We start from the raw sequence: 26941 nt of genomic DNA on the forward strand, positions 1-26941 counted from the left end.
ATACTCCTTTTTTATGGTAGTCGGCAAAGTTAGCGAATTTATCGGGAGTTTGTATTATCTTTGCGTCACATTATTACGATTTAAGAATATTATGAAGCTGAAAAACTATCTTTTACTTTTAGCTCTTCTTCTGGTGGTAGGAGTGAGGGCACAGGTGCCATCAGGCAATAAATATCCTAAACGTGAATTCCGTGGAGCGTGGATACAAGCTGTTAACGGTCAGTTTCGTGGCATTCCCACAGAGAGGCTGAAACAAATATTGATTAGTCAGTTGAACTCTCTTCAGGAAGCTGGTATTAACGCAATCATCTTTCAGGTACGCCCTGAAGCGGATGCATTATATGCTTCCCAGCATGAACCGTGGAGTCGTTTTCTGACAGGAACGCAAGGTCAGATGCCTTCTCCTATGTGGGATCCGATGCAGTTTATGATTGAAGAATGTCAGAAACGGAATATGGAGTTTCATGCCTGGATCAATCCTTACCGTGTGAAGACCTCATTAAAAAATAAGTTGGCGCCGGAGCATATTTATCACCAGCATCCGGAATGGTTTGTTACTTATGGCGATCAGCTATATTTCGATCCGGCACTTCCCGAAAGCCGGGAGCATATCTGTAAAATTGTGACCGATATTGTGTCTCGTTATGATGTAGATGCTATTCACATGGATGATTATTTCTATCCTTATCCGGTTAATGGATTGGATTTTCCGGATGATGCAAGTTTCGCCCGTTATGGTGGAGGTTTCACCAATAAGGCAGATTGGCGTCGTAGTAATGTGAATGTGTTGATAAAGAAGCTTCACGAAACGATTCGTGGCATCAAGCCTTGGGTGAAGTTTGGTGTCAGTCCGTTTGGTATCTATCGTAACCAGAAGAGTGACCCGTTGGGAAGTAATACCAATGGCTTGCAAAACTATGATGATCTTTATGCCGATGTACTGCTTTGGGCACGTGAAGGATGGATTGATTATAATATTCCGCAGATTTACTGGGAAATCGGCCATAAAGCGGCTGACTATGAGACATTGGTGAAATGGTGGGCTACTCATTCGGAAAACCGGCCGTTGTTCATTGGCCAGTCGGTGCCAAAGACTGTTCAGTTTGCCGATCCGCAGAATCCTTCTATCAATCAGCTTCCCCGTAAGATGGCTTTGCAACGTGCTTACCAAACAATTGGAGGCAGTTGTCAATGGTATGCGGCAGCTGTTGTTGAGAATCAGGGTAGATATCGCGATGCTTTAATCAGTGAATATCATAAGTATCCGGCTTTGGTCCCAGTCTTTGATTTTATGGATGATAAAGCTCCGGACAAGGTGCGTAAAATGAAAAAGGTATGGACGGAAGACGGCTATATTCTTTTCTGGACTGCTCCGAAAGCCGATACGGAGATGGATAAGGCTGTTAGATATGTAGTCTATCGCTTTGGCAGCAAAGAGAAGGTGAATTTGGACGATCCTTCACATATTGTAGCTATCACCCGCAATCCGTTCTACAAACTTCCTTATGAAACAGGAAAGACAAAATACCGTTATGTAGTGACTGCTTTAGATCGTTTACATAATGAATCGAAATCCGTAAGTAAGAAGTTAAAACTGTAAAGGTATAGAATAAACAACGATAAAACGGTGAACACTCTGCTGAATGATAACGCAGTTTATTCACCGTTTTTTGTTTACTGTTTTTTTGTTTACTGTTCAGCCGCTCGTTATTAATAGAGCAGCAAACCTGCAATACCACAGGCGATAATCATTAATATCGGATTGGCTTTATATTTTCTTGTTCCGATGAATGCAATCAGAAAGATAATGATACTGATAACGAATGAATAAGTATCTTCCGTAGGCGAACCGAAGTTTTCTGCGTTCATTAATACCAACGCAGCGGAGGCGAGTAATCCGACTACTGCCGGGCGTAATCCATTAAAAATAGATTCTACTATCGGATGTTTCTGGTATTTTAGGAAGAATTTACTGATGGTCAACATCAAGATGAAAGAGGGAAGGACTACGGCAAAGGTAGCAATGATGGAACCCCATACGCTACCCGTAGAAGTAAACCCTACATAAGTAGCTGCGTTGATACCAATAGGTCCTGGAGTCATTTGGCTGATTGCGACAATATCCGTGAACTCCTGCGAACTCACCCATCCATAGCGGGTTACCACTTCGCCTTGAATCATGGAAAGCATGGCATAACCGCCACCGAAGCCAAAGAGCCCGATCTTGAAAAATGTATAGAATAACTGTAGGTAAATCATGTGATTAATAATTTATTATATAATAATTTTAGGCATGGATTACACGGATTTCCCGGCTTTTAGAATTATGAATCTGTAAAACAACAGCGTTAATCCGCGCCTTCTCAACTCTCCATTCTCCATTCTCAACTCTCAACTTTTCTAAATTTCCCCCACAGGAAACCTCCTACACCGGCCGCAATAATAATCCAGATAGGGGAGAAGCCCAACAGCCAGATTAATATTGCCGAGACAACAGGAATCCACAGATTGTAGCGGTTGATTTTTGCGGATCGTCCCATGGTAAAGGTCGGCGCCGCGATGAGTGCCACCACTGCCGGGCGAATTCCTTTAAAAATACGTTCCACTATCGGATTGTCTTTGAAACTATGAAAGAACAGGGCGATAGCCAATATAATAATGAAAGACGGCAAAATTGTTCCCAATGCTGTGATAATACTTCCCCGGATTCCACGCAGCTTATATCCTATAAAGATAGAAATATTGACTGCCAAAATTCCCGGTGCGGATTGGGAGATAGCCAGCAGATCGATAAAATCTTCCTGCGCAATCCATTTCCGTTTGGTGACAATTTCATTTTCAATCAGTGGCACCATTGCATATCCTCCTCCAATAGTAAAGGCGCCTATTTTAAAAAAGATTCCAAATGCTTCGAGATAAATGTTCATTCTTTCTTTTCTCCTCCTTCCTTACTAACTGCTTTTTTCTCTTTGCCATATTGACTGGGACTTACATTATAATGCTTCTTAAATACTTCGCGGAAGTACTTGGCGTCACTGAATCCCGTCATTTCTGCAATTTCTGTTATGCTATGTGTGTCTTCTTTTAGTAATTGTACGGCACGTTTCAGACGAATCAGCCGGATATAATCTCCCGGTGCCTGATCGGTTAATGCCCTTAATTTATTGTAAAAACTTGTGCGACTCATTCCCATCAGGCTGCATAATACATCTACCGTGAGAGCAGGATTGTCAATGTTATCTTCCACGTTCTTTTTGACGTTTGCTATGAATTTCCAGTCAATGTCTTGCGAACAGTTGATGCAGTCTTCATCATTTTCCTCATCATTCAGATCTAAATTTGCGAATTTGCTGCGCAATAGTGCACGGTTAGCCAGCAGATTGGCAACATTAGCTTTCAATATACCAATATTGAATGGCTTCACAACGTATTCATCCGCACCAATCTGAAGTCCCGAGAGAATATCTTTTTCATTATTCAAAGCAGTCAGCAGGATAACAGGAATGTGGGAGGTTTCGATATTATTCTTGATAGCTTGGCATAATTCATCCCCCCGCATTTCAGGCATCATAATGTCTGAAATAACCAGCTCTGGTTTGTACTCGGGAATAATCGTCAATGCTTCTTTTCCATTGGAGCAAACCTGTACGAAATACTCCTCGGATAACGTTTGCGACAGATAGTTGCGCAACTCATCATTATCTTCCACAATCAAGATGCGACGATGATTAATGTTCTCTTTCTTTTGTGCATTTTCGTAAATTTCAGGTGATGGAGGCGGAACGTTATCAATCGTATTTTCTATACGCTGTTTGCTCGGAGTTGCCAGATGTGCTTTCCGGAAGCGCTTGCTGTCTTTAGGGAATGTTATTTTGATAACCGATCCCTGGTTTTCGATGCTTGACAGATTAATCTTTCCTTTATGCAGGCGGACTAGCTTCCATACAAGCATCAGTCCGATACCACTTCCTGTTACTTTGGAATTAATAGCATTGCTGCCACGGAAATGAAGTTTGAACAATTTCTTTTGTTCATTGGCCGGGATGCCGATTCCTGTGTCTCTGACTTCCACGCTCCATGAGTCAGATGTTTCTGAAACGAAAACCTGTACATTTCCATTTTCCGGAGTATATTTCAGTGCGTTCGAAATGATGTTCTTAAAGATAGATTCCATCTTTTCTTTATCAAACCATACGTTCATATACCTGAAATTACTTTCATAAGTGAAGTTGATATGTTTGATGTTGGCGTACTGCTGGAACGCGTTGAATATTTCATTCATAAACGTGTTTAGCTCATGCTCTGAAATATATAATTCGGAAGAATATACGTCCGCTCTTTCAAAGTTGATAAGATTGGTGGTAAGACGTAATAGGGCATTTACGTTTCGTAATGCCGTATTCATGTTCGAAATACCTTCTTTACTCAACTCCTCTTTCTCGCGTAGTTCTTCCAAAGGTGCTTTGATAAGCGTCAATGGGGTACGGATATCATGTGCCGTATTGATAAAGAAGTGTATTTTCTCATCGGAGACTTTACGCTGCTTTCTTAAAATCAAGATACGTAATAGAATGATGGCAATGAGACAAAGGAAAGCCGCATAAAGCAGCATAGCCCAGATTGTCAGCCAAAAAGGTTGGGCGATAACAATGTCCATACTTCTTTCTTCAAGTACGATGCGTTTGTCTTCGTTGGAGATGGCGCGTACTCTTAACGTATATTTGCCCGGCGCAAGATTGGTGTAACGAATCGTATTTTCGGTTCCGGGTTTGCTCCATTCATCATAAAAACCTTCTAGCCTCCAAGAATAAATGATGTTGGAAGGATAGTCATAATTGATGGAAGAAACCTGCAAAGAGAAAATATTCTGATTGTATTTTAACTTCAGTTCCTTTGTTTCATTGATGCTTGTTCTTAACGGAGAATCTTCATCATCCGGATAGATTGTCTGATAGAAAAGCTTGAAATCGCTGAAAATCATTTTAGAGGAATAACCTCTGGGTAATTTCATGTCCTTGTCAAACTCTACGGCTCCGTCCGAACTACCAAAAATGAATTTTTTATTTTTTCGTAACACACCCGACAGCGCATTGAAATGGGTGGTCATTAGTCCCATATCTTTGGTCCAGTTATGGAATTTCTTTTCTTCGGGATAGAAACTTGTCAGTCCGCTTTCTGTACTCATTATGATGTCTTTGTCCGCATCCGATAATATAGTGTAGATATTATTGGATATTAAAGCACAGTTTTCAGAGTGGTAATGAGTGAACAGTTTTTTGTTGACATCGTAAATCAATAGTCCCGACCCGCTGGTACCTATATACAATGAACCATTTTTTGCTTGATATAAAGAGTAAATATAGCTCGATTCTACCGGAAGTTTGATACGTTCAAATTTCCCGGATTCTTTATCTAAAAGGCACAGGCCGGCAGCACTACCGATCCACATGCTTTTTTCATCCTTCTCAACAATGGCGGTAATGGAATTTAATCCGTCATAAAACCGTACGTCCTGCGTTTTTAGATTGATGCGCTTGAGGTTATAGAACCCTCCGGACCAGATATAGCCCTGCATATCTGTACGGATATCACGTATATATTTATCCGGCCGCTTGTTACTGTGAGTGTACAAGGGCGGCATGAAATAGCTGACACTGAACGTCTTTTTATCTATCTGGTAAGCACCGGAAGAGTACCCACCTGCCCAGATTATTCCGGGAGCTACTTCGCATACGGTAAGAAAGATATGGCTTTTATTACCTTGCGATTCTTCAAAAGAGCTAAGCACCGAACGCCATTGTCCGGTCTTTGAATTGAGGAAACTGATACCATTGTTCGTTGCGAACCATAAATCTCCGTCTCTGTCTTCGATAATGGCGTTCACCTGATCGTTGATTAAATACTGTTTATTGCCAATGGAGTGTTTGATCCATTTGTAGCCGGTATAACGGTTGTTTTGTATGGTGATTCCGATGGGATAATTAGCCAGCCATACCCGTTCTTCATCATCTACAAAGATGTCATTGATACTGTTACCGTTCATGCCATTGTTACTGTTGTAATCAGCCACAATTTCAGATGTTATCTGATAAGTGTCTACATCTATTTTGTGTACTCCTCCACCGTCGGTTGCTATCAGTAATTCCTTATCATTTAATGGTCTGAATCGTGTGATACTAATATCTTTCAAATTCTGTTCCGGACGTATAACAGATTTGGTATTCATATCGTAAATCATGATTCCCCGTAGAAAAGTTCCGATGAATAGTTTACGAATCTTTTTGTCGAAATATAAATCGATAATCTGGGCTTTCAGGCTCTCCAGCTTATCGCAATTGATAAGTTCCAATGCGTTATTTTCCAACTTGGCGTAATGAATACCCATTTCTGTGCCGATGAAGAAATGCGACTCGTCTATCTGTTCAATATCTGTGATCTCTTCACTGATATCGTTCTTTATATGGGTAACCAGTTGGGTCTCCGTGTTGTAGAGGAAGATTGTATCCTTATTACATAGCCAGATATGTTTGTTTTCGTCAAGCCAGGCATAGGTGATCGGATCCGGTTGTTCACTGAAGCTTTCCATCGGTAACTTATATACAAGATTGAAACAGTCGTGAATCTGGTCATACCGGAATACTTTACCTTTCTTTCCGATTTCCCATAAAACTCCTTCTTGGTCGATATAAAGCCAATTCAGATTTAACAGAGAGTTCACTTCTACGTCACCATCCATTAACTTATATCGTTTAAAGTCTTTTCCGTTGTATCGATCAATACCTTCGTGTGTAAGGAACCACATGTAGCCGGTTTTATCTTTTTGAATGCAGTAAACCCGCCGGTTACTTAACCCATCCTCCACTCCAATATATCGATACGTCTGTGCGACACAAGTTAGAGGAAACAATAAGATTAGAAAAAGCCATTTTTTCATACAAATAGGACTTTTAAGGGTTATTGAATCTTTAATGAGGGGGAAAGTTTGACAAAATTAAGAAGATTTTCCGATATTACAAAATTTTGAAGAAAGATAACAGCGTTCTTAAAATGAAAGAAAACAGACTATTTTATAGGTATTTATACATATTGTTTGTTTTCGGAATTTTGGTATCTGTAAAGGGGCTTTCAGTAGAGCGAAAAGTTGTGTGAAACAAGAGGCTGGCACTTTAAAATGTACCAGCCTCTGTAAATATAGAAATGATTTATTTCATTTTTGCTTCCACCCATTTGCGAGCGTTGACAAACGCTTCTATCCATGGAGTAACCTGATCGTTGTTCTTGCGGTCTGCCGGATAACAACCGTTTTGCCATGGGAAGATAGAACGTTCCAAGTGAGGCATGATAGCCAGATGGCGTCCGTCTGCACTAGCCAATGCTGCGATAGAATAATCGGAACCGTTCGGGTTGCCCGGATATTCATCATAGCTATACTTCGCTACTACATTGTATTTGTCTTCGTCATACGGCAAAGAGAATTTTCCTTCTCCGTGAGCTACCCAGATACCCAGTTTGCTTCCGCTCAAAGAGCCGAACATCACACTGCGGTTGGTCGGGATAGTAAGGCCGAGGAAGCGTGATTCGAACTTGTGCGAATTGTTATGCAACATCTTGCCTTTCTTCTTCAGTTCCGGGTTGATAAGGTCGAGTTCCATCATCAACTGGCAACCGTTGCAGACACCTAATGACAATGTATCTTCGCGTGCATAATATTTATCCAATGCTTCCTTAGCTTTCGGGTTGAACAAGAATGCGCCTGCCCATCCTTTAGCAGAACCCAAAACATCGGAATTAGAGAAACCACCGCAGTAAACAATCATGTTTACGTCTTCCAGTGTTTCGCGTCCGCTGATGAGGTCGGTCATTGTAACGTCTTTTACGTCGAAACCTGCCAAATAGAGTGAGTAAGCCATTTCGCGCTCACCGTTTGTACCCTTCTCGCGGATGATAGCTGCACGGATGCCGCTTGGGGTACGACGATCCGGAGTGATACCATATTGAGAAAGCTTACCTTTGAATTCCGGCATGAAAGCGAATTCAATAGGTTGCATCTTATAGTTTTCGAAACGTGCTTTTGCGCAACCGTTCATAGATTGTTTGCGGTCGAGCAGGTAAGAAGAAGAATACCAGACATCACGCATATAATCGATACCGAATTGGTAAGTAGCACCGTCTTTAGATACCAAAATGTGGCGTTCGTCAGTCGGTTTACCCAGCTTTATATAGCCTACGCCGGCGTCTTCCAGAATCTTCTTCACTTCATCCTTATGCTTGTCGCTGATCTGGATAACGATACCTGGGTTTTCCGCGAACAGAATTTTAACGATATCTTCTTCCTTCATCTTGTCGAGGCTGATTTCCAAACCGCCTTCTACATTAGAGAAGCACATTTCGAGCAATGTAGTGATTAAACCACCGGCAGATATATCGTGTCCTGCAAGGATCAATCCTTTGTTTACAAGTTCCTGTACGGCAAGGAAAGCGTCACGGAAATATTCGGCATCCTGTACGCAAGGTACTTCGTCACCCACTTTACCCAAAGATTGTGCGAAAGCCGAACCACCTAATTTCAGTTCGTCGAAGCTGAAGTCAATATGATAAAGTGTAGTCTTTTCATTGTTAACCAATACCGGAGATACTACTTTCTTCACGTCGGAAACTTCACCGCCGGCAGAAACAATCACAGTTCCCGGAGAAATCACTTTCTCACCGTTCGGATACTTTTGTGTCATTGACAAAGAGTCTTTTCCGGTAGGCACATTGATTTGCAGTGCGCAGCAGAAGTCGCTCAATGCTTTTACAGCCGTGTACAGACGGGCATCTTCACCTTCTTGAGAACGGCAAGGCCACATCCAGTTGGCAGATAGAGAAATACTGTCCATACCTTCCGCCATCGGAGCCCAAACAAGATTGGTCAGTGCTTCAGATACGGAAAGGATAGAACCGGCAGCCGGATCAGCCAATGCTGCTTGCGGAGCATGTCCGATAGAAGTCGCGATTCCTTTTTCGCCACGGTAGTCAAGTGCAACGACACCGCAGTCACTCAACGGCAACTGAAGTTCGCCCTGACATTGCTGACGTGCCACTTTACCTGTTACCGAGCGGTCTACCTTATTCGTCAACCAGTCTTTGCAGGCAACAGCTTCTAGCTGCAATACATTCGTCAGATATTCATGTAATTTAGACAATTCGTATTTCGGCATTTCGTAATGACGTTCCACGGTTTTGTCTACCATATATGTCTTGGGAGAAGAACCGAACATCTGCTCTACAGCAAGATCAAACGGACGTACACCGTCAGCCTGTTGGAAGGCGAAACGATGATCGCCGGTTGTTTCACCGACTACATACATTGGAGCGCGTTCGCGTTCGGCAATCTTACGTACATGTTCGATGGCTTCTTCTTTAATCAATAGCCCCATACGTTCCTGGCTCTCGTTGGCGATGATTTCTTTTGCCGACAAAGTCTTATCGCCGATAGGCAATTTGCTCATATCGATCAAACCACCACATTCTTCCACGAGCTCGGACAGACAGTTTACGTGTCCGGCAGAACCATGGTCATGAATAGAAACCACCGGATTCACCTCTTCTTCGCAAAGAGCGCGTACTACGTTGTTGGCACGTTTCTGCATTTCTGCGTTGGCACGTTGCACAGCGTTCAACTCGATACCGCTGCTGTAACGGCCGGTGTCAACAGAAGATACGGAACCGCCACCCAGTCCGATACGATAGTTGTCACCACCGATTACTACCACTTTATTTCCTGCTTCCGGTGTACCTTTGAGGCAGTCACGTTGTGTACCGTAACCAACACCACCGGCGAGCATGATGACTTTGTCGTAACCATAAACTTCTTTGTTTTCTGTATGTTCGAAAGTCAGTACTGAACCGCAGATCAGCGGCTGACCGAACTTGTTACCGAAGTCGGAAGCACCATTGGATGCTTTGATAAGAATTTGTTCCGGAGTTTGGTACAACCATTTACGTACCGGAAGAATCTCTTCCCACTCGCGTCCTTCTTCTGTGCGCGGGTAAGAAGTCATGTAAACAGCAGTACCTGCAATCGGCCATGAACCTTTACCACCACCCATACGGTCGCGGATTTCACCACCCGTACCGGTAGAAGCACCGTTGAATGGTTCTACAGTAGTAGGGAAGTTATGAGTTTCCGCTTTCAGTGAGATAACACTCTTGATGTCCTTTACCTGGAAGAAATCAGGTTTTGAATGATCTGCCGGAGCAAACTGTTCCACAACCGGACCTTCAGCGAAGGCTACGTTATCTTTATAAGCAGAGATTATTTTATTCGGATTTTCCTGTGTCGTCTTTTTAATCATCTGGAACAGAGAAGACTCCTGTTCTACACCGTCGATGATGAACGTTCCGCCGAAGATTTTGTGGCGGCAGTGTTCGGAGTTGATCTGTGCGAAACCAAATACTTCGGAGTCAGTCAGTTTTCGTCCGAGATCATTTTCTACTTTCTTCAGATAGTCCATTTCTTCTTTAGAAAGAGCCAGACCTTCTTGTTCGTTGTACACTTCGAGATCTTCGATGTAGATGATCGGTTCCGGCTGACGGTTTGTCGTGAATACGTTTTGGTCGAGTCCTTTGTACATGCGTTGGAGCATCGGGTCGTAGTCTGCGTTTTCGTCCTTAACAGGGAAGTACTCCTCGATGCGGCTGATGCCTTCGAGCCCCATGTTTTGGGTGATTTCTACTGCGTTTGTACTCCAGGGAGTGATCATTTCGCGGCGTGGGCCAACGAAACAGCCTTTCAGGTTTTCTTCACTTTCCATCACGGCTTCGCCAAAAAGCCAGCAGAGTTTATTACTTTCGTCAGGGGTGAGCTGATGGTTGCTCTCTACGGCAATCACGCTCTTGGAAGGGGTTCTGAAAAAAAGAATCATGTTGTATATTTACGATTTTACGATTTACGATTTACGATTTTACGATTGAAGTTCCTGCAGGAGAAACTCTTCTCTTTTTCTGTGGCGCAAAGATAATCAATTTCGTTGGTGGTAGGAAAAAAATAGAGAATAAATTCCTATACCTTATTTAATATGTTTATTTTTGATGTACGTTTTACTTATTATCGCTATATATAGTGATTCTTGTGTGGAAAAAACGTTAATATACTATCCCCATATCACAAAAAAGTGCGATATTTGCGACATGATTCAGATAGAGACAATATTCGATATATTAGTGAAAGGCTTTATTATTGGCGTTGTTGTGTCCGCACCCCTCGGTCCGGTGGGCGTATTATGCATCCAGAGGACTCTGAATAAAGGGCGTTGGTACGGATTTGTAACAGGTCTGGGAGCTTCGTTGAGCGATATAGCATACGCTTTGCTCACCGGTTATGGGATGAGTTTTGTGTTCGATTATATCAATAAGAATATTTTCTATCTGCAGTTATTGGGGAGTGTCATGCTACTCCTTTTTGGTATATATACCTTTCGTAGCAATCCGGTACAATCCATTCGTCCGGCTTCGTCCAGCAAAGGCTCTTATTTCCATAATTTTATTACCGCCTTTTTCGTCACTCTATCCAACCCCTTGATAATCTTCCTGTTTATCGGACTTTTTGCCCGCTTTGCCTTTGTGCAGCCGGGAGTGCTGGTCTTTGAAGAGATCACGGGATATCTTGCAATTGCTATAGGAGCATTGACCTGGTGGTTGGGTATCACTTATTTTGTGAATAAGGTGCGCACTAAATTCAATTTACGTGGTATCTGGATACTGAATCGTGTTGTAGGAAGTATCGTAATGCTGGTATCTGTTGCCGGATTGATTTATACTTTGTTGGGAGAGTCACTTTATTAAGAGATAACATAATGAATCAGATAGCACAACAACTGAAAGAGAAGAATATTGCCGAATACCTTATATATATGTGGCAAGAGGAAGACTTGATCCGTGCCAATCATTGTGAACCGGAAGAGATGGAGGCAAATGTAATTGTCCGCTATCCGGAAGAACAGCGGCCTGCTATGCGAGAATGGTATACCAACCTGATTACGATGATGGGCGAGGAAGGAGTACGGGAAAAGGGTCATCTGCAGATTAATAAAAATGTGATTATCAATCTGACAGAGTTGCACAACGCATTGTCCTCTTCTCCTAAATTTCCTTTTTACAGTGCTGCTTATTTCAAGGCATTACCGTTTATCGTAGAATTACGGAATAAAAACGGCAAGAAAGATGAACCCGAACTGGAAACCTGTTTTGAAGCGTTGTATGGAGTGCTTCTGCTTCGTCTTCAAAAGAAGTCTATCAGCGAAGGAACTGCCAAGGCAGTGGAAGCTATCACTAGTTTCCTTTCTATGTTGGCAAATTATTATGATAAAGACCGTAAAGGTGAATTAAAACTGGATGAATAAATGAGAATTTTAGTAACGGGTGCCAATGGTCAGCTTGGCAATGAGATGCAGGTGCTTGCGAAAGAGAACCCGCAACATACGTATTATTTCACAGATGTGCAGGAACTTGACATCTGCGACAAGCAAGCTGTGTGGACTTATATGGCAGAGAAGCAGATTGAGCTTGTTGTTAATTGTGCTGCTTATACAGCTGTAGATAAAGCTGAAGATAATCAAGAATTAGCATACAAATTGAATTGTGAAGCACCGAAACAACTGGCAAGTGCGGCCCAAGCCAATGGTGCTGCCATGATACAAGTATCTACTGACTATGTATTTGACGGTACTGCGCATACTCCATACACGGAAGACTGCGATCCTTGCCCGGATTCTGTATACGGCACCACTAAACTGGAAGGAGAAAAGGAGGTAATGAATCACTGCGAGCAAGCAGTCGTTATCCGTACCGCATGGCTCTATTCTACTTTCGGCAATAATTTCGTAAAGACGATGATTCGTCTCGGAAAAGAGCGTGACAGTCTGGGAGTTGTTTTCGACCAGATCGGAACTCCGACGTATGCCAATGACCTGGCACGGGCCATCTATGCTATTATTAATAAAGGTATTGTTCGCGGTATCTACCATTTCAGCAATGAGGGAGTTTGTTCCTGGTATGATTTCACAGTAGCTATTCATCGTCTGGCAGGAATAACCACCTGCAAAGTGAAACCTTTGCATACAGCCGAATATTCTGCGAAAGCAAACCGCCCGGCATATTCCGTGCTTGATAAAACGAAAATAAAAACAACGTTCGATATAGAGATTCCTCATTGGGAGGAGAGCCTCAAACAATGCTTGATAAAATTAGGAATGAAAAATGAAGAATGAAGAATTTCGATGCGGCTTTATAGATAGCGTAACAATTCTTCTTTCATCATTCATCATTCATCATTCTTCATTCATATTAATATATGGCAGATAATACAGAAATTTTGAGACGGCGGACGTTCGCCATTATTGCGCATCCGGATGCTGGTAAGACATCTTTGACGGAAAAGCTATTGCTTTTCGGAGGTCAGATACAGGTAGCTGGCGCAGTAAAGAGTAATAAGATTAAAAAGACGGCTACGTCCGACTGGATGGAAATCGAGAAACAACGTGGTATTTCGGTAACGACTTCCGTGATGGAATTCGACTATCGGGACTATAAGATTAACATTCTCGATACTCCCGGTCACCAGGACTTTGCTGAAGATACATACCGCACACTGACTGCTGTAGACAGTGTTATCATCGTTGTAGACGGTGCGAAGGGGGTGGAAACGCAGACGCGTAAACTGATGGAGGTATGCCGCATGAGAAAGACTCCGGTAATAATCTTCGTCAACAAAATGGACCGTGAAGGAAAAGATCCGTTCGACTTGCTCGATGAACTCGAAGAAGAACTGATGATTCAGGTTCGTCCCTTGTCCTGGCCGATAGAGCAGGGAGCACGTTTCAAAGGAGTATACAACATCTACGAACAGAAACTGGACTTGTACCAGCCATCCAAACAGATGGTAACGGAAAAAGTGGCAGTCGATATTCATACGGAAGAACTGGATCAGCAGATTGGCAAGCCATTGGCAGACAAGCTGCGTGGTGATCTGGAACTGATCGAAGGTGTTTATCCCGAATTTGATTCGGAATCCTATCTCGCAGGAGACTGTGCACCTGTATTCTTCGGATCAGCGTTGAACAACTTCGGTGTGCAAGAGCTGCTGAACTGTTTCGTGGAGATAGCTCCCAGTCCTCGTCCCGTACAGGCAGAAGAGCGTGAAGTGAATCCCGACGAACCGAAATTCACCGGATTCATCTTTAAGATCACAGCCAATATTGATCCCAATCACCGTTCTTGTGTGGCATTCTGTAAGATTTGCTCCGGCAAGTTTGTCCGCAATGCTCCCTATGTGCACGTTCGTCATGGAAAGACCATGCGTTTTTCATCGCCCACCCAATTTATGGCACAGCGTAAAACAACGATTGACGAAGCCTATGCAGGAGATATTATCGGTCTGCCGGATAATGGTACCTTTAAGATTGGCGATACGCTGACAGAAGGTGAAATGCTTCATTTCCGCGGATTGCCGAGCTTCTCGCCGGAGATGTTCAAGTATATTGAAAATGCCGATCCGATGAAGCAGAAACAGTTGGCGAAAGGTATCGATCAGTTGATGGATGAAGGTGTGGCACAGTTGTTTGTCAATCAGTTCAATGGCCGTAAGATTATCGGTACGGTGGGACAGTTGCAGTTTGAGGTCATTCAGTACCGTTTGTTGAATGAATACAATGCGTCCTGTCGCTGGGAACCGGTAAGTCTTTATAAAGCCTGTTGGGTAGAAAGCGATGATCCCGCAGAACTGGAAGCCTTCAAGAAACGTAAATACCAGTATATGGCAAAGGATAGAGAAGGGCGCGATGTGTTCCTGGCAGACTCCAGTTATGTACTTCAGATGGCTCAAATAGACTTTAAACACATAAAATTCCACTTTACAAGTGAGTTTTAGAACATATTCGTACGATTTTAACTAAAAAATCAGGTAAAAAAAGGAAAAACATATCTCATATAAATGAGTGAAGAGAAATGAAGACACTATCCTGGGATAAAATTCAGCAAGGGGATGAAGAGGCATTCCGGCAGCTTTATGAGCAATATGCAGATTTACTGTATGGATATGGCATGAAGATAGCCGGTGATGATACGCTGGTGACCGAGGCGATACAGTCGTTGTTTGTTTACATCTTTGAGAAAAGAGAAACTTGCGCGGCGCCTCAATCCATACCCGCTTACTTGTGTGTTTCGTTGAGACACATGATAGTGAACGAACTGAAAAAAGAGAATAGTGGATCATTCAAATCACTGGATGAAGTAGGCACAAACGAATATCAGTTTGATCTGGAGATCGATATTGAAACTGCTATTATCCATTCAGAGTTGGAAAAAGAACAGCTGGAAGTTTTGCAGAAAGAGCTGAACAATTTGACAAAGCAACAGCGGGAGGTATTGTATCTTAAGTACTATAAGAAAATGAGTCCGGAAGAAATAGCCCAGGTGATGGGACTCACTTCGCGTACAGTTTATAATACTACTCATATGGCTATATCCAGTCTACGGGAGCGCATGAGCAAATCTTTCTTGTTACTGGTGGCAGCTAATTTGTGGATTTTTAATTGAGGTGAGATATGGAAAAGTGGACAGAATCTTTAGAACAATACCTGGAGGAAGGTAAGCTTCCTCTAGTGGGCGAAATATTTTCCCGTAAGAAAGAAATAGGCGATAAATTAAAGTTGCAGCGCGAAGAAAGCCATAAGATTACCTTAAGCCGGAAAAGAAAACAAAGTGTAGGAAAAAGCTTCTCCTTCTCTTGGGGAGTGGCAGCTGCGGTCGTTCTTCTTTTGGGAGTAGGTAGTTACTTCCTGGCAGAGGAAAAGGTGGTGACGGATAACACTGCAATGAATTATGAATTGCCCGATGGCAGTAGTGTGCAGGTGATGGAAAACTCACGTCTGACTTACAATCATATCACATGGCTTTGGGAGCGTAAGTTGCAATTGTTGGGCAAAGCCTCTTTCAATGTAACCAAAGGCAAGACATTCACCGTCAGCACTGAAGCCGGCGACGTGACGGTACTCGGTACTAAATTCTTGGTCGATCAGCAGGGAAAGAAGATGTTCGTAAACTGTGAGGAAGGAAGCGTGAAAGTTGAGACTGCCGTAGGTAAGCGTACATTGCTTGCCGGTGAAAGTGTGCGTTGCGATGAAACCAAGATTGTGCCAGTAGAAAAAAAGGCGGACGAATCGGAGTTCCCCGAAGTGTTGGGATATGAAGATGACCCGCTGATAAATGTAGTGGCAGATATTGAGCATATATTTGAGGTAACAGTCGTCGGGCATGAGAAATGCGAGGGGCTGACCTATAACGGGACGGTCTTAACAAAAGACCTGAACGCCACACTGGAAAAAGTCTTCGGGTCGTGTGGAATCAGTTATCAAATTCGAGGGAAAGAAATTATTTTAAAATAGAAAAAGCCTCTTCTGACTATCCAGAAGAGGCTTTTTTGTTTTTCTTCAAATTTTCTTCATTTTTTCTTGGTAAAAAAACAACGGATGCTTCTCTTTCTAATATAAGAGCTATTTAATGATATTTGAAGAAAACGGTAGAATTGATTAGAAGATTAAATGTTGTAGAAGAAATTAAAAATTATCCGGCAGAAATAAGGCCGGGATTCAGAACAAACAATAGATGTTTTATAGAGAATTACAAACTAAACTCAAAACAAACAATAGATGCTTTTTATAAAATTTAAATTTAACCCAAAACAAACAATGTTTTAAAAGAAATGCAAACTAGGGCTCAAAGCAAACAATAGACAGCGGCAGATGAATTATTCCTGCCACAAACGTAAGCCGGAAAGATTCCCTCATCGGACGTGATATGAGCTTTAGAGGCTTGTTTTTCCGATTAAACAGACTTAGTTGGCTTAAAAAAAGGGTTTTTCAACTAGACTGCTACGCTAATTAAAAGAATGAAAGCCGTGATGGCCCATGAGAGGTTTAACAAGACCGGTTTTATCTGGTAGTTTAATAGTAGGTTAAGAGAGTATGAAACCAGAAAAGGGCTGAACCGGTCTATCATTGAGTATTTTTATTTAATAATTGTTTTATCAGAATGTGAGAGAAAGTTGAGGGGCTTTCTCTCACATTTTTTTTGTAGGAACGATAGATAGGACGATTTACTATTGGACTATTTACCATTTACTATTTGGGTTGTGCAATAGAAGCAGATAGTAAATAAGATAAATGGGAATTTAGTTTAGATGTGGATGGCACGCTAAATCATAAATCATAAATTATAAATCATAAATCATAAACTTCCCCAGTTTTCCAATCAGAGAAATGACGTTTTTATACATTATATTCCTTTCTTAATTTATTTTATAATAAAAATTTGGTATTTTCGAACGCTTTTTAGACGAACAACTTAAAATACTAATAGTTTATTATATGGAAAATATCGAAACAGCGATCCTGCTGATGGTGGTCGGAATGGCTACCGTATTTGTTATTCTGCTGATTGTGATTTATTTAGGTAAGTTGTTGATTACATTAGTCAACAAGTATGCTCCTGAAGAAGTGGTTCCTGTGAAGCGGGAAGCATCGCAAGGTCCTGCCCCTGTTCCGGGAAACATCTTAGCCGCCATTACAGCTGCTGTAAATGTGGTGACACAAGGCAAAGGAAAAATCACAAAAGTAGAAAAATTATAAATCTATAAAGAATATCACTGAAAGACATGAAAAGAGAAGTAAAGTTTAGTTTGGTTTTCCGAGATATGTGGCAATCTGCCGGAAAATACGTACCTCGTGTAGACCAACTCGTAAAGGTAGCTCCTGCCATTATTGAAATGGGCTGTTTTGCCCGCGTAGAAACAAACGGCGGAGGTTTTGAACAGGTAAATTTATTGTTTGGTGAAAACCCGAATAAAGCGGTACGCGAATGGACAAAACCGTTCCACGAAGCCGGTATTCAAACCCACATGCTCGACCGCGCACTGAACGGACTCCGTATGAGCCCCGTTCCGGCAGACGTCCGCAAATTATTCTACAAAGTAAAGAAAGCACAAGGAACAGACATTACCCGTACGTTCTGCGGATTGAACGACGTGCGTAACATTGCTCCTTCCATCACATACGCAAAGGAAGCAGGCATGATTTCGCAATGTTCGCTTTGCATCACTCATTCGCCTATCCATACCGTAGAGTACTACACCAATATGGCGCTGGAACTCATCAAACTGGGAGCAGACGAAATCTGTATCAAAGACATGGCAGGTATCGGTCGTCCCGTATCGTTAGGTAAGATCGTAGCAAATATCAAGGCGGCACATCCCGAAATCCCCGTTCAGTATCACAGTCATGCAGGTCCCGGATTCAATATGGCAAGCATCCTCGAAGTATGCGAAGCCGGTTGTGACTACATCGACGTAGGCATGGAACCGCTATCCTGGGGAACAGGTCACGCTGACTTGCTTAGTGTGCAGGCAATGCTGAAAGACGCCGGATATCAAGTGCCCGAAATCAATATGGAAGCCTACATGAAAGTGCGCGGCATGATTCAGGAATTTATGGACGACTTCCTCGGCTTGTATATCAGCCCGAAAAACCGTCTGATGAACTCCTTGCTGATTGCTCCCGGACTTCCTGGCGGTATGATGGGTAGTTTGATGGCCGACCTCGAATCCAATTTGGAATCTATCAATAAATATAAGGCAAAACACAATCTGCCGTTTATGACGCAAGACCAGCTTCTCATCAAGCTCTTTGATGAAGTAGCTTACGTATGGCCTCGTGTCGGTTATCCTCCATTGGTGACTCCGTTCAGCCAATACGTGAAGAACCTCGCCATGATGAACGTGATGGCCATGGAAAAAGGAAAAGAACGTTGGGGAATGATTGCCGATGATATCTGGGATATGATTCTGGGTAAAGCCGGACGTCTGCCGGGCAAACTTGCTCCCGAAATCATTGAAAAGGCAGAACGTGAAGGCCGTAAGTTCTTTGAAGGTGATCCGCAGAATAACTATCCCGATGCCCTCGACAAATATCGCAAACTGATGAAAGAGAACAAATGGGAAGTAGGACAGGACGACGAAGAACTCTTCGAATATGCTATGCACCCGGCTCAATATGAGGCTTACAAGAGTGGCAAAGCAAAAGAAGACTTCCTGGAAGACGTGGCCAAACGTCGTGCCGAAAAAGATAAATCTCCGGAAGAAGATGCCAAACCGAAGACACTGACCGTACAAGTGGACGGACAGGCCTATCGTGTGACGGTAGCATACGGTGATACCGAACTACCTGCTGCTCCTGCGGGTGCTGCCGCTGCTCCGGCAGGAGAGGGTAAAGAAGTACTTTCTCCGTTGGAAGGCAAGTTCTTCTTAGTGAAAGGTGCGCAGGAAACTCCTTTGCAAGTAGGTGACACTGTGAAAGAAGGTGATGTAATCTGCTATGTAGAAGCGATGAAGACCTACAATGCCATCCGTGCAGAGTTTGGCGGTACAGTGACTGCTATCTGTGTCAACCCGGGAGATGCTGTTTCAGAAGATGACGTATTAATGAAGATAGGATAATGAACGAAATATTTGAGAACTTATATGACATGACTGCGTTCAGCAATATCATTGCCGAACCGCAGTTCCTGATAATGTATGCCATCGCGTTCGTTCTGCTCTATTTGGGCATTAAGAAACAGTACGAGCCGTTGCTGCTTGTCCCCATAGCTTTCGGTGTGTTGCTAGCCAACTTCCCCGGAGGAGATATGGGCGTGATTCAGGCCGACGAAAATGGTATGGTGATGGTAAACGGAGTGTTGAAGAACATCTGGGAAATGCCTTTGCATGACATTGCCCACGAACTGGGAATCATGAACTTCATCTACTATATGTTGATTAAAACAGGTTTTCTGCCTCCGATCATCTTTATGGGTGTCGGTGCGCTGACGGACTTCGGGCCGATGTTGCGTAACCTGCATCTTTCTATATTCGGTGCAGCTGCACAGTTGGGTATCTTTACCGTGTTGCTGGTAGCCATCCTGATGGGATTCACTCCACAGGAAGCCGCTTCTCTGGGCATTATCGGTGGTGCGGATGGTCCGACAGCCATCTTTACCACCATCAAACTGGCGCCGCATTTGCTGGGCCCGATTGCCATTGCCGCTTATTCGTATATGGCGCTCGTTCCGGTGATTATTCCGCTGGTAGTGAAACTGTTCTGTACGAAGAAAGAGTTGAGCATCAACATGAAAGAACAGGAAAAGAAGTACCCTTCGAAGACTGAAATCAAGAACCTGCGTGTATTGAAGATTATCTTTCCGATCGTGGTAACTACTATTGTTGCCCTCTTCGTGCCAAGTGCAGTGCCTTTGGTGGGTATGTTGATGTTTGGTAACCTGGTGAAAGAAATCGGAACCAACACATTCCGCTTGTTCGATGCCGCTTCCAATAGTATCATGAATGCTGCCACCATCTTCCTCGGACTGTCCGTAGGAGCAACGATGACAGCCGAAGCATTCCTCAACTGGACAACAATCGGTATTGTGATCGGTGGATTCCTTGCATTTGCACTTTCTATAACCGGTGGTATTTTCTTTGTGAAACTGGTAAATCTCTTCTCAAAGAAGAAAATCAATCCGCTTATCGGCGCCACTGGTTTGAGTGCCGTTCCGATGGCGAGCCGTGTAGCCAATGAGATTGCTTTGAAATACGATCCGAAGAATCACGTATTGCAGTATTGCATGGCAAGCAACATCTCCGGAGTAATCGGTTCTGCCGTAGCTGCGGGTGTGTTGATCTCTTTCCTTGCGTAAGGTAATTCCTGCCTGAAAAAGACTTTTTATACATTCACACTTGGAAGATTCGTTTGATAGCGTTATCTTTGTGTGAATGTATAACAGTAAAAATAGCAAGCGTATGAGTGCAATGTCATTGGAAGCCGAAAAGAACGAACTGATTCGGCGGATTCTGGATGTGGATGATGTCGCTATTCTGCGGAGAGTGAAATCGATGTTGAGTTGTGAAGAAGAGCAAACGAATGTTGTCGCAGAGGAAGCAGCTCCCTACCAGACAAAGGCGGAGATTCTGGCAAGCTTAGATCAGGCGTGTAAGGAACTGAAACTGAATCTGGAGGGTAAGTTGGAGTTTAAGTCATTAGATGATGCCCTTAATGAAATATAGAATAAGCGTTACCCTCGAATTTTTAAGGGAAATGAAGCATTTGTCAAAACGGTATTTTGTAATCCTTATGATATAAAAAGAAATCGTCCTGTTTCACGGTTACGTGATAACAGGACGATTTCTTTTATAAGACTAAGACTTTGTGAACAAGTTTCTTTTGTTTCTAAATTTATTCACTGATTACCTTTCTGTATTCCGCTACCGCCATCTTTTCCGACAGATACGCATTAATCAGATTGGTGTGCGCCTGCGTCCATGACAATTGTGCGGAGAGTACATCCACCATGTTTGCCTTTCCCTCATTATACGAGAAAGAAACCAAATCAAGATTTTCATTAGCCAGACTCATAGTCTCTTTGGCGGTTTTCACTTGATATTCCGTTTCCGTCAGTTTGGTTAGGGCGGCAGAAAGTTCCTCGTTGATATTATCCGTCACATAACTTTGTTGCAGTTTCTGTATGCCGATATACGCTTTCTGCTGACGGTTTGTTTTAAACCGGGCTCCCCAACGGAAGATCGGTATATTCAGGTTAATGCCGACGATGGGATTGAAAGAAACGTCATAACCGAGGTTAGGTGTAGCTGTAGCCCATCCACCGCTGAAATACATATTCAATTGTGGATTGAACTGGCTAAGAGCCGCTTTGCGTTGCGCTTGACTTTTCATGATGTTTACTTCCGTACTTTCGTAATCCGCGCGACGTTGCAGTACATTCTCCAGAGAAAGGATCTGCACCGGAGCGGAAGCCGTGTCAATCGTGTACAGACTGTCTACGGGATTGTTCGGCTCTTCTCCCATCAGGATATTCAGCTTTTGCAGCGCCAGGGTATAATTCTGACGCGCCTTGATATATTGCAATTCCGCTTCTTTCAACCGGGTGGAAATCATTAATAAGTCCGTGCGACTAATCATCCCGTCGTTGAAACGATCCTGAATGATGTCATACTGTTGCTTCACAATACTTTGATACTTATCCGCCGCCTGCAACATAGCCTGTGAAGCGGAAGCATTCCAGTAAACCGCATCGCTCTGATAATGAATCTGGTCGATGGTAAGCTCCTCATTTAGTTGATTCAGCTTTTCATCCGCTTTGGCAATCTTGTGCTGGGCGTTGAGTGCCCCGCCCGTGTACAACGGTTGCGAGACGATAAATACACCTTGATAGGTGTGGTTGCGGTATTCGCCTACCGGTTCGTTCCAGGCATTAAGGTCGCTCATGTTGAGTGTCCCGTCCGCATTGACATCAATTTTTGGCAAGAATCCCGTGTGAGCAATCTTCCGTGCTTCCGTACTTGCCATCGTCTTTAGTTTCTGTTGCTTCAGAATTTGACTGTAAGCTTCCACTTTATCCCGGTAAGCTTCCCGGCTAAGATAGGGCTGCTGTGCCCCGGCAGTGAGACCGAGGAACAGCAGAGACAGAGTTATAAGTTGAGTTTTCATTTTATTCAATCTATACAATAAATTCAAGTTTCATATAAGAGAAGGCAATTAGCCTTTGATTCTCTGAATGGCACAATAAGCTACCGGAAGAACAAACAATGTCAGTGCCGAAGCCACCAACAAACCTCCCATAATCGTAGCCGCCATACCGCCGAACATCGCGTCGAACAACAATGGCAACATACCCAGAATGGTAGTGCCGGACGCCATTGCTACGGGGACAATACGACTCGTTGTAGCACTGACAACAGCATCCAACGGTTTTTTGCCCGTCTTTGCCTCCAGATCAATCTGTTCCACCAGTACAATCGCATTTTTGATATTCATCCCAATCAGTCCGAGCAAACCAAGGATGGAGAAGAAGTCGAACGACTTGCCTAGCAACACCAATCCCAAAACGATACCGATAAAAATAAGCGGTAACATCAACAAGATCACTGTCGGCTTACGATACGTCCTGAACAAGAACAACAGCGTGACGAACATCAGGAAGAACGTCAACGGTAAATTCTTGGCCAACGCCTCGTTAGACTCCACCTGACTTTCCTGTTCCCCGAAATACTTCATCGTATACCCCTCCGGCACTTTAATCTCTTTCTGCACCAGCGGCCAAACCTCATTGAAAGCAGCAATCGCATTCACTCCGCGACGCGGATCGCATTGCGCCATCATCACCATTTGCCGGTTGTAATCCTTCACATTCGAGAAACGATATTGGAAATCAAATTCCGATACCACCTGTTCCAGACTGGTCGTTTCATTCCCCGTGCCGAACACGGGCAACGTGCGCAGGTCATTGATGCGGAACGAATCCACCGTGTTATCCTTCAATAAGATAGGAAGCACCTGATCGCCCTGCCGGTACTCTCCAAGCGTCATACCTGTGGTTCCGATCTGGATACTTTGTGCCATTCCCTGACGTGATACCCCTAACGGTTGCGCCCGTTCGGGACTATATACAGGCTTCCATACAGGAACTTTATTTCCCCACGAATTGCGCACATTGATTAAATCCGGATTCCGGTGCATAATCTCCAAAGCCTGGTTGGTGAGCGCCACAAGCGTGTCCACATTCGGACCGATAAATCCGATTTCGATAGCGGCATCCACCGCAGGCGACAATTTGAACAGACTGGTGCGGGTAATCGCATTCGGATAATTCGCCTTCATGTACGCATCGAAATCTTCTTCATACTCTTTCGTATATTTACTGTCCGTCAATTCAACCAATACATTGGCAAAATTCGGTTTCGGACCCACCGAAGTAGAAGCCAGGTAATACCTTAACGGCGTGCTGCCGAAGGTGATCGATACTTTCTTCACTTCCGGCTGCTTTGCCAGATGCTCTTCCACGGATTTCATCTCTTTCACTACGTCATTGATGCTATACCCGTCGGGATAAAACACGTCCGCCCGGAAATAAGGCTTATCGAGAGAAGGGAAGAAGTTTTGCGGCATCATTCCCATGATAACCAGCGAAGCAACAAAGAGTACTACCATCGAACCCAGTGTCAATGTTTTCCTACGAATCAGCGTGCGGAGGATGGAGGCGAATTTGTGATAGAACGGTTTGTCATACGGGTCTTTCGTGCCGTCCTTTGCTTTTGCTTTCAGGATGAAATTACCGAAAACAGTGGTCTGCGTCAGCGCAAGCACCCAGCTCAATCCCAGTGAGATGGCAAGCACCACAAAAAGCGGTTTCACGATTTCCGCCACGGCAGAAGGAGCAAGGTAGAGCGGGAGGAACGAACAGATAGCGATGAACGTAGCCCCAAGCAATCCCCATTGCGGACCGGTTGCGCCGTCTATCAGCGCTTTCCTCCGGTCTACTCCGCGGGCGATGGCAATCTGTGCGTTGTCCGTTACCACGATGGCGTTATCCACCAGCATCCCCATGGCGATGATAAATCCCGCCAATGAAGTACGGTTCAGCCCGACACCGAAGAAAGACATGATAAGCAATGTGCCGCCAATAGAGAAAATCAGTGACGAGCCGATCAGCACACCTGCGCGCAAACCCATCACCAACATGATAATCACAATAACAATCAGAATCGATTCGATCAGGTTGATGATAAATCCGTTGTTGGCTTCGTTGGCAATTTCGTTCTCCAGATACAGGCTTTGCAGTTCCAGTCCCACAGGCATCAGTGGCAACAATTCGTCCAGTTTGGCTTTCACGTTCTTGCCCGTCTGCACCACGTCCCGTTGCGGGTCGGTGGAGACGCCGATGCCGATGGCACGTTTGCCGTTCACGTGCATGATGTTGGATGGAGGGTCCATATACCCTTTTTCGATGACGGCGATATCGCCCAGTTTCACCTGTCCGGCTTTGGTGGTAATCACCTGGTTGCGGATATCGTCTACGGTGGTATACATACCGTTGGCAGTCACCCGTAGCTGTTGCTCGCCGGCACGGATTTCTCCGGTATTGATAATCTGGTTCTGCGATTGCAACAGACTGGCAAGCTGTTTCGGGTCGATGCCCATACCTACGAGCTTATTGGTGGAAATAAAAATATTGACCACCTCCGTCTGCGTCCCGAACAGGGCGACTTTCATCACCCCGTCCGCCGTCACTACCTGCGTCTTGATCCGTTCCGCCCAGTTGCGCATCTCTTCGTATGTGTAACCGTCGTCCGCCGTCAGACCGTAATAGATACCGAACACGTCACCGAAATCATCGGAAACCGTCGGTGCGGAAGCACCGCTCGGCAACTGTGGCTGTATATTTAGCACCTTCCGTCGCAACTCATCCCACTTCTGCGGAATGGAGCTTGCCGACAAGGAAGGTTGCAACTCGAATGTGATTTTTGAGAGCCCGTACATCGATTCCGATTTTATCTTGTACACACCGCTCATACTTTGAATCTCACGAGAGATAGGCTCGGTAATCAACCGCTCCACTTCTGCCGGTTCGGCACCCGGATAGCGGGTCATAATAACCGCCGACTTTATGACGAAAGGAGCATCCTCTTTCTTACCTAGCTTGCCGAAGGAAGTGATTCCCCCAATCAGCAATACAGCAAGAAAGAAATAGATGATTTTCGTATTATCTAATGAATATTTGGCTAAACTCATAATAAATGATCGTTGATAATTGATGAATGACAGCGGATAAATGATACATAATCATTTATCAACTATCACCTGTCAACAGTTGTGATAGATTCTCCTTCTACTAGTTGGTATACGCCTGCTATGACGATTTTTTCACCGGGTTTCAAACCTTCCGAGATGAGCGCCTGTGCTTCTCCGGTCGGGGCGTTGACGGTTACTTCCCGTTTGTGGACTTTGTTGTCTTCTACCACCCAGACATACATTTTATTCCCTTCGCTTTCGCCGAATACGGCACTAAGCGGTACAATCGTCCAGCTATCCTGCACCAACGGGCCTACATCTGCCGTGAAACGGATGCTGCACGTGAAACCGGGTTTCACAGCATACAGATCGCGGTCGAATGACGGATCGTCAATTGTGATGCTGACCGGAATTCCTGTGCCATCCGTAGAAATATCAAGATATTCTTCCAGTTTCGCTTGAAACACGTGTCCTTTAAATGTGTCGAACTCTACAAGGAAACGCGGGTCTTTGGCGCGCAACAAATAAAGATACGCATCCGGAATGGTGAATTTGATACGCAGATTGTGTGTATTGACAAGCTGCACGATACCCTCACCGGAGTTGACACGCTGATAGTTTTCCACCAGTCGTTTTTCGATAGAACCGTCGAAAGGAGCTGTCAGCTTGGTGTCGCGCATATTGTTGGCAGACAGTTCGTATTCAGACTTCGCCTTCTGGAAGTTGGCGAGGCTGATTTCATATTCCTGTACGGAGATCGCTTGCCGGGAGAGGAGCCGTTTGTTACGTTCCACTTGTGCCGAAGCCGTTTCGTATGCCGATTTCGTGGCGGCATATTGCAACGCGATGTCTCTGGGGTCGATAGCCGCGATGAGCTGTCCTTTTTTCACTTTCTGTCCTTCGATGACAGGAAGCTGGATGATTTGTCCGTTGACCCGGAAAGCCAGCTTCACATATTCCACCGCTTCCACGATTCCCGAGAAATCTTTTCTGATAATCGATCTTGACTCGACAATCGTAGTCTTTACAGGACGTGCAGTTGTCGTTGTCGTTTCTTTTTTCTGTCCGCAGCCAGCCAGCAAGATTGCAGCCGCTAGGACGAATCCAAATTCCTTTTTCATATACCACGTTGATGTTTAGAGGTTTTGCGTTGATAAATAGCGAATAATATACTAAAACAACTCCTGTTTATTTATGTTCAATATTCCTGTCTTTTCATATCCTGCCTCTTAACCTTTATATGGAACACAAAAAAAACGGGAACTTTACCGTTTCTAAGGTAAAATTCC

General features: G+C 43.9%; 18 protein-coding genes. 11 read left to right on the top strand and 7 right to left on the bottom strand.

Annotation, left to right across the window (positions count from 1 at the left end):
• Positions 1-13: 13 nt before the first annotated feature.
• Complete coding sequence (locus DWZ47_RS20880) at positions 14-1600, top strand: glycoside hydrolase family 10 protein (protein WP_004314180.1); 1587 nt, start codon at positions 14-16, stop codon at positions 1598-1600.
• A gap of 110 nt (positions 1601-1710) precedes the next feature.
• Here the strand turns inward: DWZ47_RS20880 and DWZ47_RS20885 are convergent, their stop codons facing one another.
• The 4 genes from DWZ47_RS20885 to purL all read right to left on the bottom strand — a co-directional run bounded on the left by DWZ47_RS20885 (position 1711) and on the right by purL (position 10907).
• A complete protein-coding gene (locus DWZ47_RS20885) occupies positions 1711-2259 on the bottom strand; it encodes a chromate transporter (protein WP_004300958.1) in 549 nt (182 codons plus the stop codon).
• Positions 2260-2384: 125 nt separating this feature from the next.
• Positions 2385-2927, bottom strand: coding sequence for a chromate transporter (locus DWZ47_RS20890; protein WP_004300957.1), 543 nt, complete (start codon positions 2925-2927; stop codon positions 2385-2387).
• Positions 2924-6934: a response regulator gene (locus DWZ47_RS20895; RefSeq protein ID WP_117514542.1), complete on the bottom strand. Its 4011-nt coding sequence runs from the start codon at positions 6932-6934 to the stop codon at positions 2924-2926. Before DWZ47_RS20895 ends, DWZ47_RS20890 begins: the two co-directional genes overlap by 4 nt.
• A 268-nt stretch (positions 6935-7202) precedes the next feature.
• Complete coding sequence (purL, locus tag DWZ47_RS20900) at positions 7203-10907, bottom strand: phosphoribosylformylglycinamidine synthase (protein WP_117514544.1); 3705 nt, start codon at positions 10905-10907, stop codon at positions 7203-7205.
• 265 nt (positions 10908-11172) lie between these two features.
• On the opposite strand from purL, the gene DWZ47_RS20905 reads away from it, so the two are divergent.
• From DWZ47_RS20905 to DWZ47_RS20950, 10 genes are all read left to right on the top strand, one after another.
• Positions 11173-11826: a LysE family translocator gene (locus tag DWZ47_RS20905; RefSeq protein WP_004314184.1), complete on the top strand. Its 654-nt coding sequence runs from the start codon at positions 11173-11175 to the stop codon at positions 11824-11826.
• A gap of 11 nt (positions 11827-11837) precedes the next feature.
• On the top strand, positions 11838-12383 hold the full coding sequence (locus DWZ47_RS20910) for a DUF4924 family protein (protein WP_117514546.1): 546 nt from the start codon (positions 11838-11840) through the stop codon (positions 12381-12383).
• Complete coding sequence (gene rfbD / locus DWZ47_RS20915; RefSeq protein ID WP_117514548.1) at positions 12384-13250, top strand: dTDP-4-dehydrorhamnose reductase; 867 nt, start codon at positions 12384-12386, stop codon at positions 13248-13250. It abuts the gene before it with no gap.
• 83 nt (positions 13251-13333) lie between these two features.
• Positions 13334-14908, top strand: coding sequence for a peptide chain release factor 3 (locus DWZ47_RS20920; protein WP_117514550.1), 1575 nt, complete (start codon positions 13334-13336; stop codon positions 14906-14908).
• 77 nt (positions 14909-14985) lie between these two features.
• Positions 14986-15576 carry an RNA polymerase sigma factor gene (locus DWZ47_RS20925; RefSeq protein ID WP_004300948.1) on the top strand — a complete coding sequence of 197 codons (591 nt, stop codon included), beginning with the start codon at positions 14986-14988 and terminating at the stop codon, positions 15574-15576.
• A gap of 8 nt (positions 15577-15584) precedes the next feature.
• The gene (locus DWZ47_RS20930) at positions 15585-16424 is read left to right on the top strand and encodes a FecR family protein (RefSeq protein ID WP_117514552.1); all 840 of its coding nucleotides are present in this window, start codon (positions 15585-15587) and stop codon (positions 16422-16424) included.
• Positions 16425-17405: 981 nt separating this feature from the next.
• Positions 17406-17666, top strand: a complete 261-nt coding sequence (locus tag DWZ47_RS20935) for an OadG family protein (protein ID WP_004300941.1) — start codon at positions 17406-17408, stop codon at positions 17664-17666.
• Between the two features lie 26 nt (positions 17667-17692).
• Positions 17693-19528, top strand: coding sequence for a biotin/lipoyl-containing protein (locus DWZ47_RS20940; protein WP_004314195.1), 1836 nt, complete (start codon positions 17693-17695; stop codon positions 19526-19528).
• Positions 19528-20763, top strand: coding sequence for a sodium ion-translocating decarboxylase subunit beta (locus tag DWZ47_RS20945; protein ID WP_004300937.1), 1236 nt, complete (start codon positions 19528-19530; stop codon positions 20761-20763). The genes DWZ47_RS20940 and DWZ47_RS20945 overlap by 1 nt, the downstream gene beginning before the upstream one ends.
• 103 nt (positions 20764-20866) lie before the next feature.
• Entirely contained in the window at positions 20867-21130 is a 264-nt protein-coding gene (locus DWZ47_RS20950; RefSeq protein ID WP_004304421.1) for a hypothetical protein, read from the top strand.
• Positions 21131-21299: 169 nt separating this feature from the next.
• Here DWZ47_RS20950 and DWZ47_RS20960 read toward each other — a convergent pair whose 3' ends face one another.
• From DWZ47_RS20960 to DWZ47_RS20970, 3 genes are all read right to left on the bottom strand, one after another.
• Positions 21300-22571, bottom strand: coding sequence for a TolC family protein (locus tag DWZ47_RS20960; protein ID WP_182281603.1), 1272 nt, complete (start codon positions 22569-22571; stop codon positions 21300-21302).
• Between the two features lie 48 nt (positions 22572-22619).
• Positions 22620-25652, bottom strand: a complete 3033-nt coding sequence (locus DWZ47_RS20965; protein WP_004314201.1) for an efflux RND transporter permease subunit — start codon at positions 25650-25652, stop codon at positions 22620-22622.
• Positions 25653-25717: 65 nt separating this feature from the next.
• Positions 25718-26773, bottom strand: coding sequence for an efflux RND transporter periplasmic adaptor subunit (locus DWZ47_RS20970; protein ID WP_004300926.1), 1056 nt, complete (start codon positions 26771-26773; stop codon positions 25718-25720).
• Positions 26774-26941 lie beyond the last annotated feature (168 nt).

It is taken from the genome of Bacteroides sp. AF32-8BH, assembly GCF_003435205.1.
Taxonomy (GTDB): Bacteria; Bacteroidota; Bacteroidia; order Bacteroidales; family Bacteroidaceae; genus Bacteroides; species Bacteroides ovatus.

Bases quoted from the DNA above. Each gene is read 5' to 3' on its own strand.
- DWZ47_RS20880 (WP_004314180.1), top strand. From the start codon at position 14: ATGGTAGTCGGCAAAGTTAGCGAATTTATCGGGAGTTTGTATTATCTT.
- DWZ47_RS20885 (WP_004300958.1), bottom strand. From the start codon at position 2,259: ATGATTTACCTACAGTTATTCTATACATTTTTCAAGATCGGGCTCTTT.
- DWZ47_RS20890 (WP_004300957.1), bottom strand. From the start codon at position 2,927: ATGAACATTTATCTCGAAGCATTTGGAATCTTTTTTAAAATAGGCGCC.
- DWZ47_RS20895 (WP_117514542.1), bottom strand. From the start codon at position 6,934: ATGAAAAAATGGCTTTTTCTAATCTTATTGTTTCCTCTAACTTGTGTC.
- purL (WP_117514544.1), bottom strand. From the start codon at position 10,907: ATGATTCTTTTTTTCAGAACCCCTTCCAAGAGCGTGATTGCCGTAGAG.
- DWZ47_RS20905 (WP_004314184.1), top strand. From the start codon at position 11,173: ATGATTCAGATAGAGACAATATTCGATATATTAGTGAAAGGCTTTATT.
- DWZ47_RS20910 (WP_117514546.1), top strand. From the start codon at position 11,838: ATGAATCAGATAGCACAACAACTGAAAGAGAAGAATATTGCCGAATAC.
- rfbD (WP_117514548.1), top strand. From the start codon at position 12,384: ATGAGAATTTTAGTAACGGGTGCCAATGGTCAGCTTGGCAATGAGATG.
- DWZ47_RS20920 (WP_117514550.1), top strand. From the start codon at position 13,334: ATGGCAGATAATACAGAAATTTTGAGACGGCGGACGTTCGCCATTATT.
- DWZ47_RS20925 (WP_004300948.1), top strand. From the start codon at position 14,986: ATGAAGACACTATCCTGGGATAAAATTCAGCAAGGGGATGAAGAGGCA.
- DWZ47_RS20930 (WP_117514552.1), top strand. From the start codon at position 15,585: ATGGAAAAGTGGACAGAATCTTTAGAACAATACCTGGAGGAAGGTAAG.
- DWZ47_RS20935 (WP_004300941.1), top strand. From the start codon at position 17,406: ATGGAAAATATCGAAACAGCGATCCTGCTGATGGTGGTCGGAATGGCT.
- DWZ47_RS20940 (WP_004314195.1), top strand. From the start codon at position 17,693: ATGAAAAGAGAAGTAAAGTTTAGTTTGGTTTTCCGAGATATGTGGCAA.
- DWZ47_RS20945 (WP_004300937.1), top strand. From the start codon at position 19,528: ATGAACGAAATATTTGAGAACTTATATGACATGACTGCGTTCAGCAAT.
- DWZ47_RS20950 (WP_004304421.1), top strand. From the start codon at position 20,867: ATGAGTGCAATGTCATTGGAAGCCGAAAAGAACGAACTGATTCGGCGG.
- DWZ47_RS20960 (WP_182281603.1), bottom strand. From the start codon at position 22,571: ATGAAAACTCAACTTATAACTCTGTCTCTGCTGTTCCTCGGTCTCACT.
- DWZ47_RS20965 (WP_004314201.1), bottom strand. From the start codon at position 25,652: ATGAGTTTAGCCAAATATTCATTAGATAATACGAAAATCATCTATTTC.
- DWZ47_RS20970 (WP_004300926.1), bottom strand. From the start codon at position 26,773: ATGAAAAAGGAATTTGGATTCGTCCTAGCGGCTGCAATCTTGCTGGCT.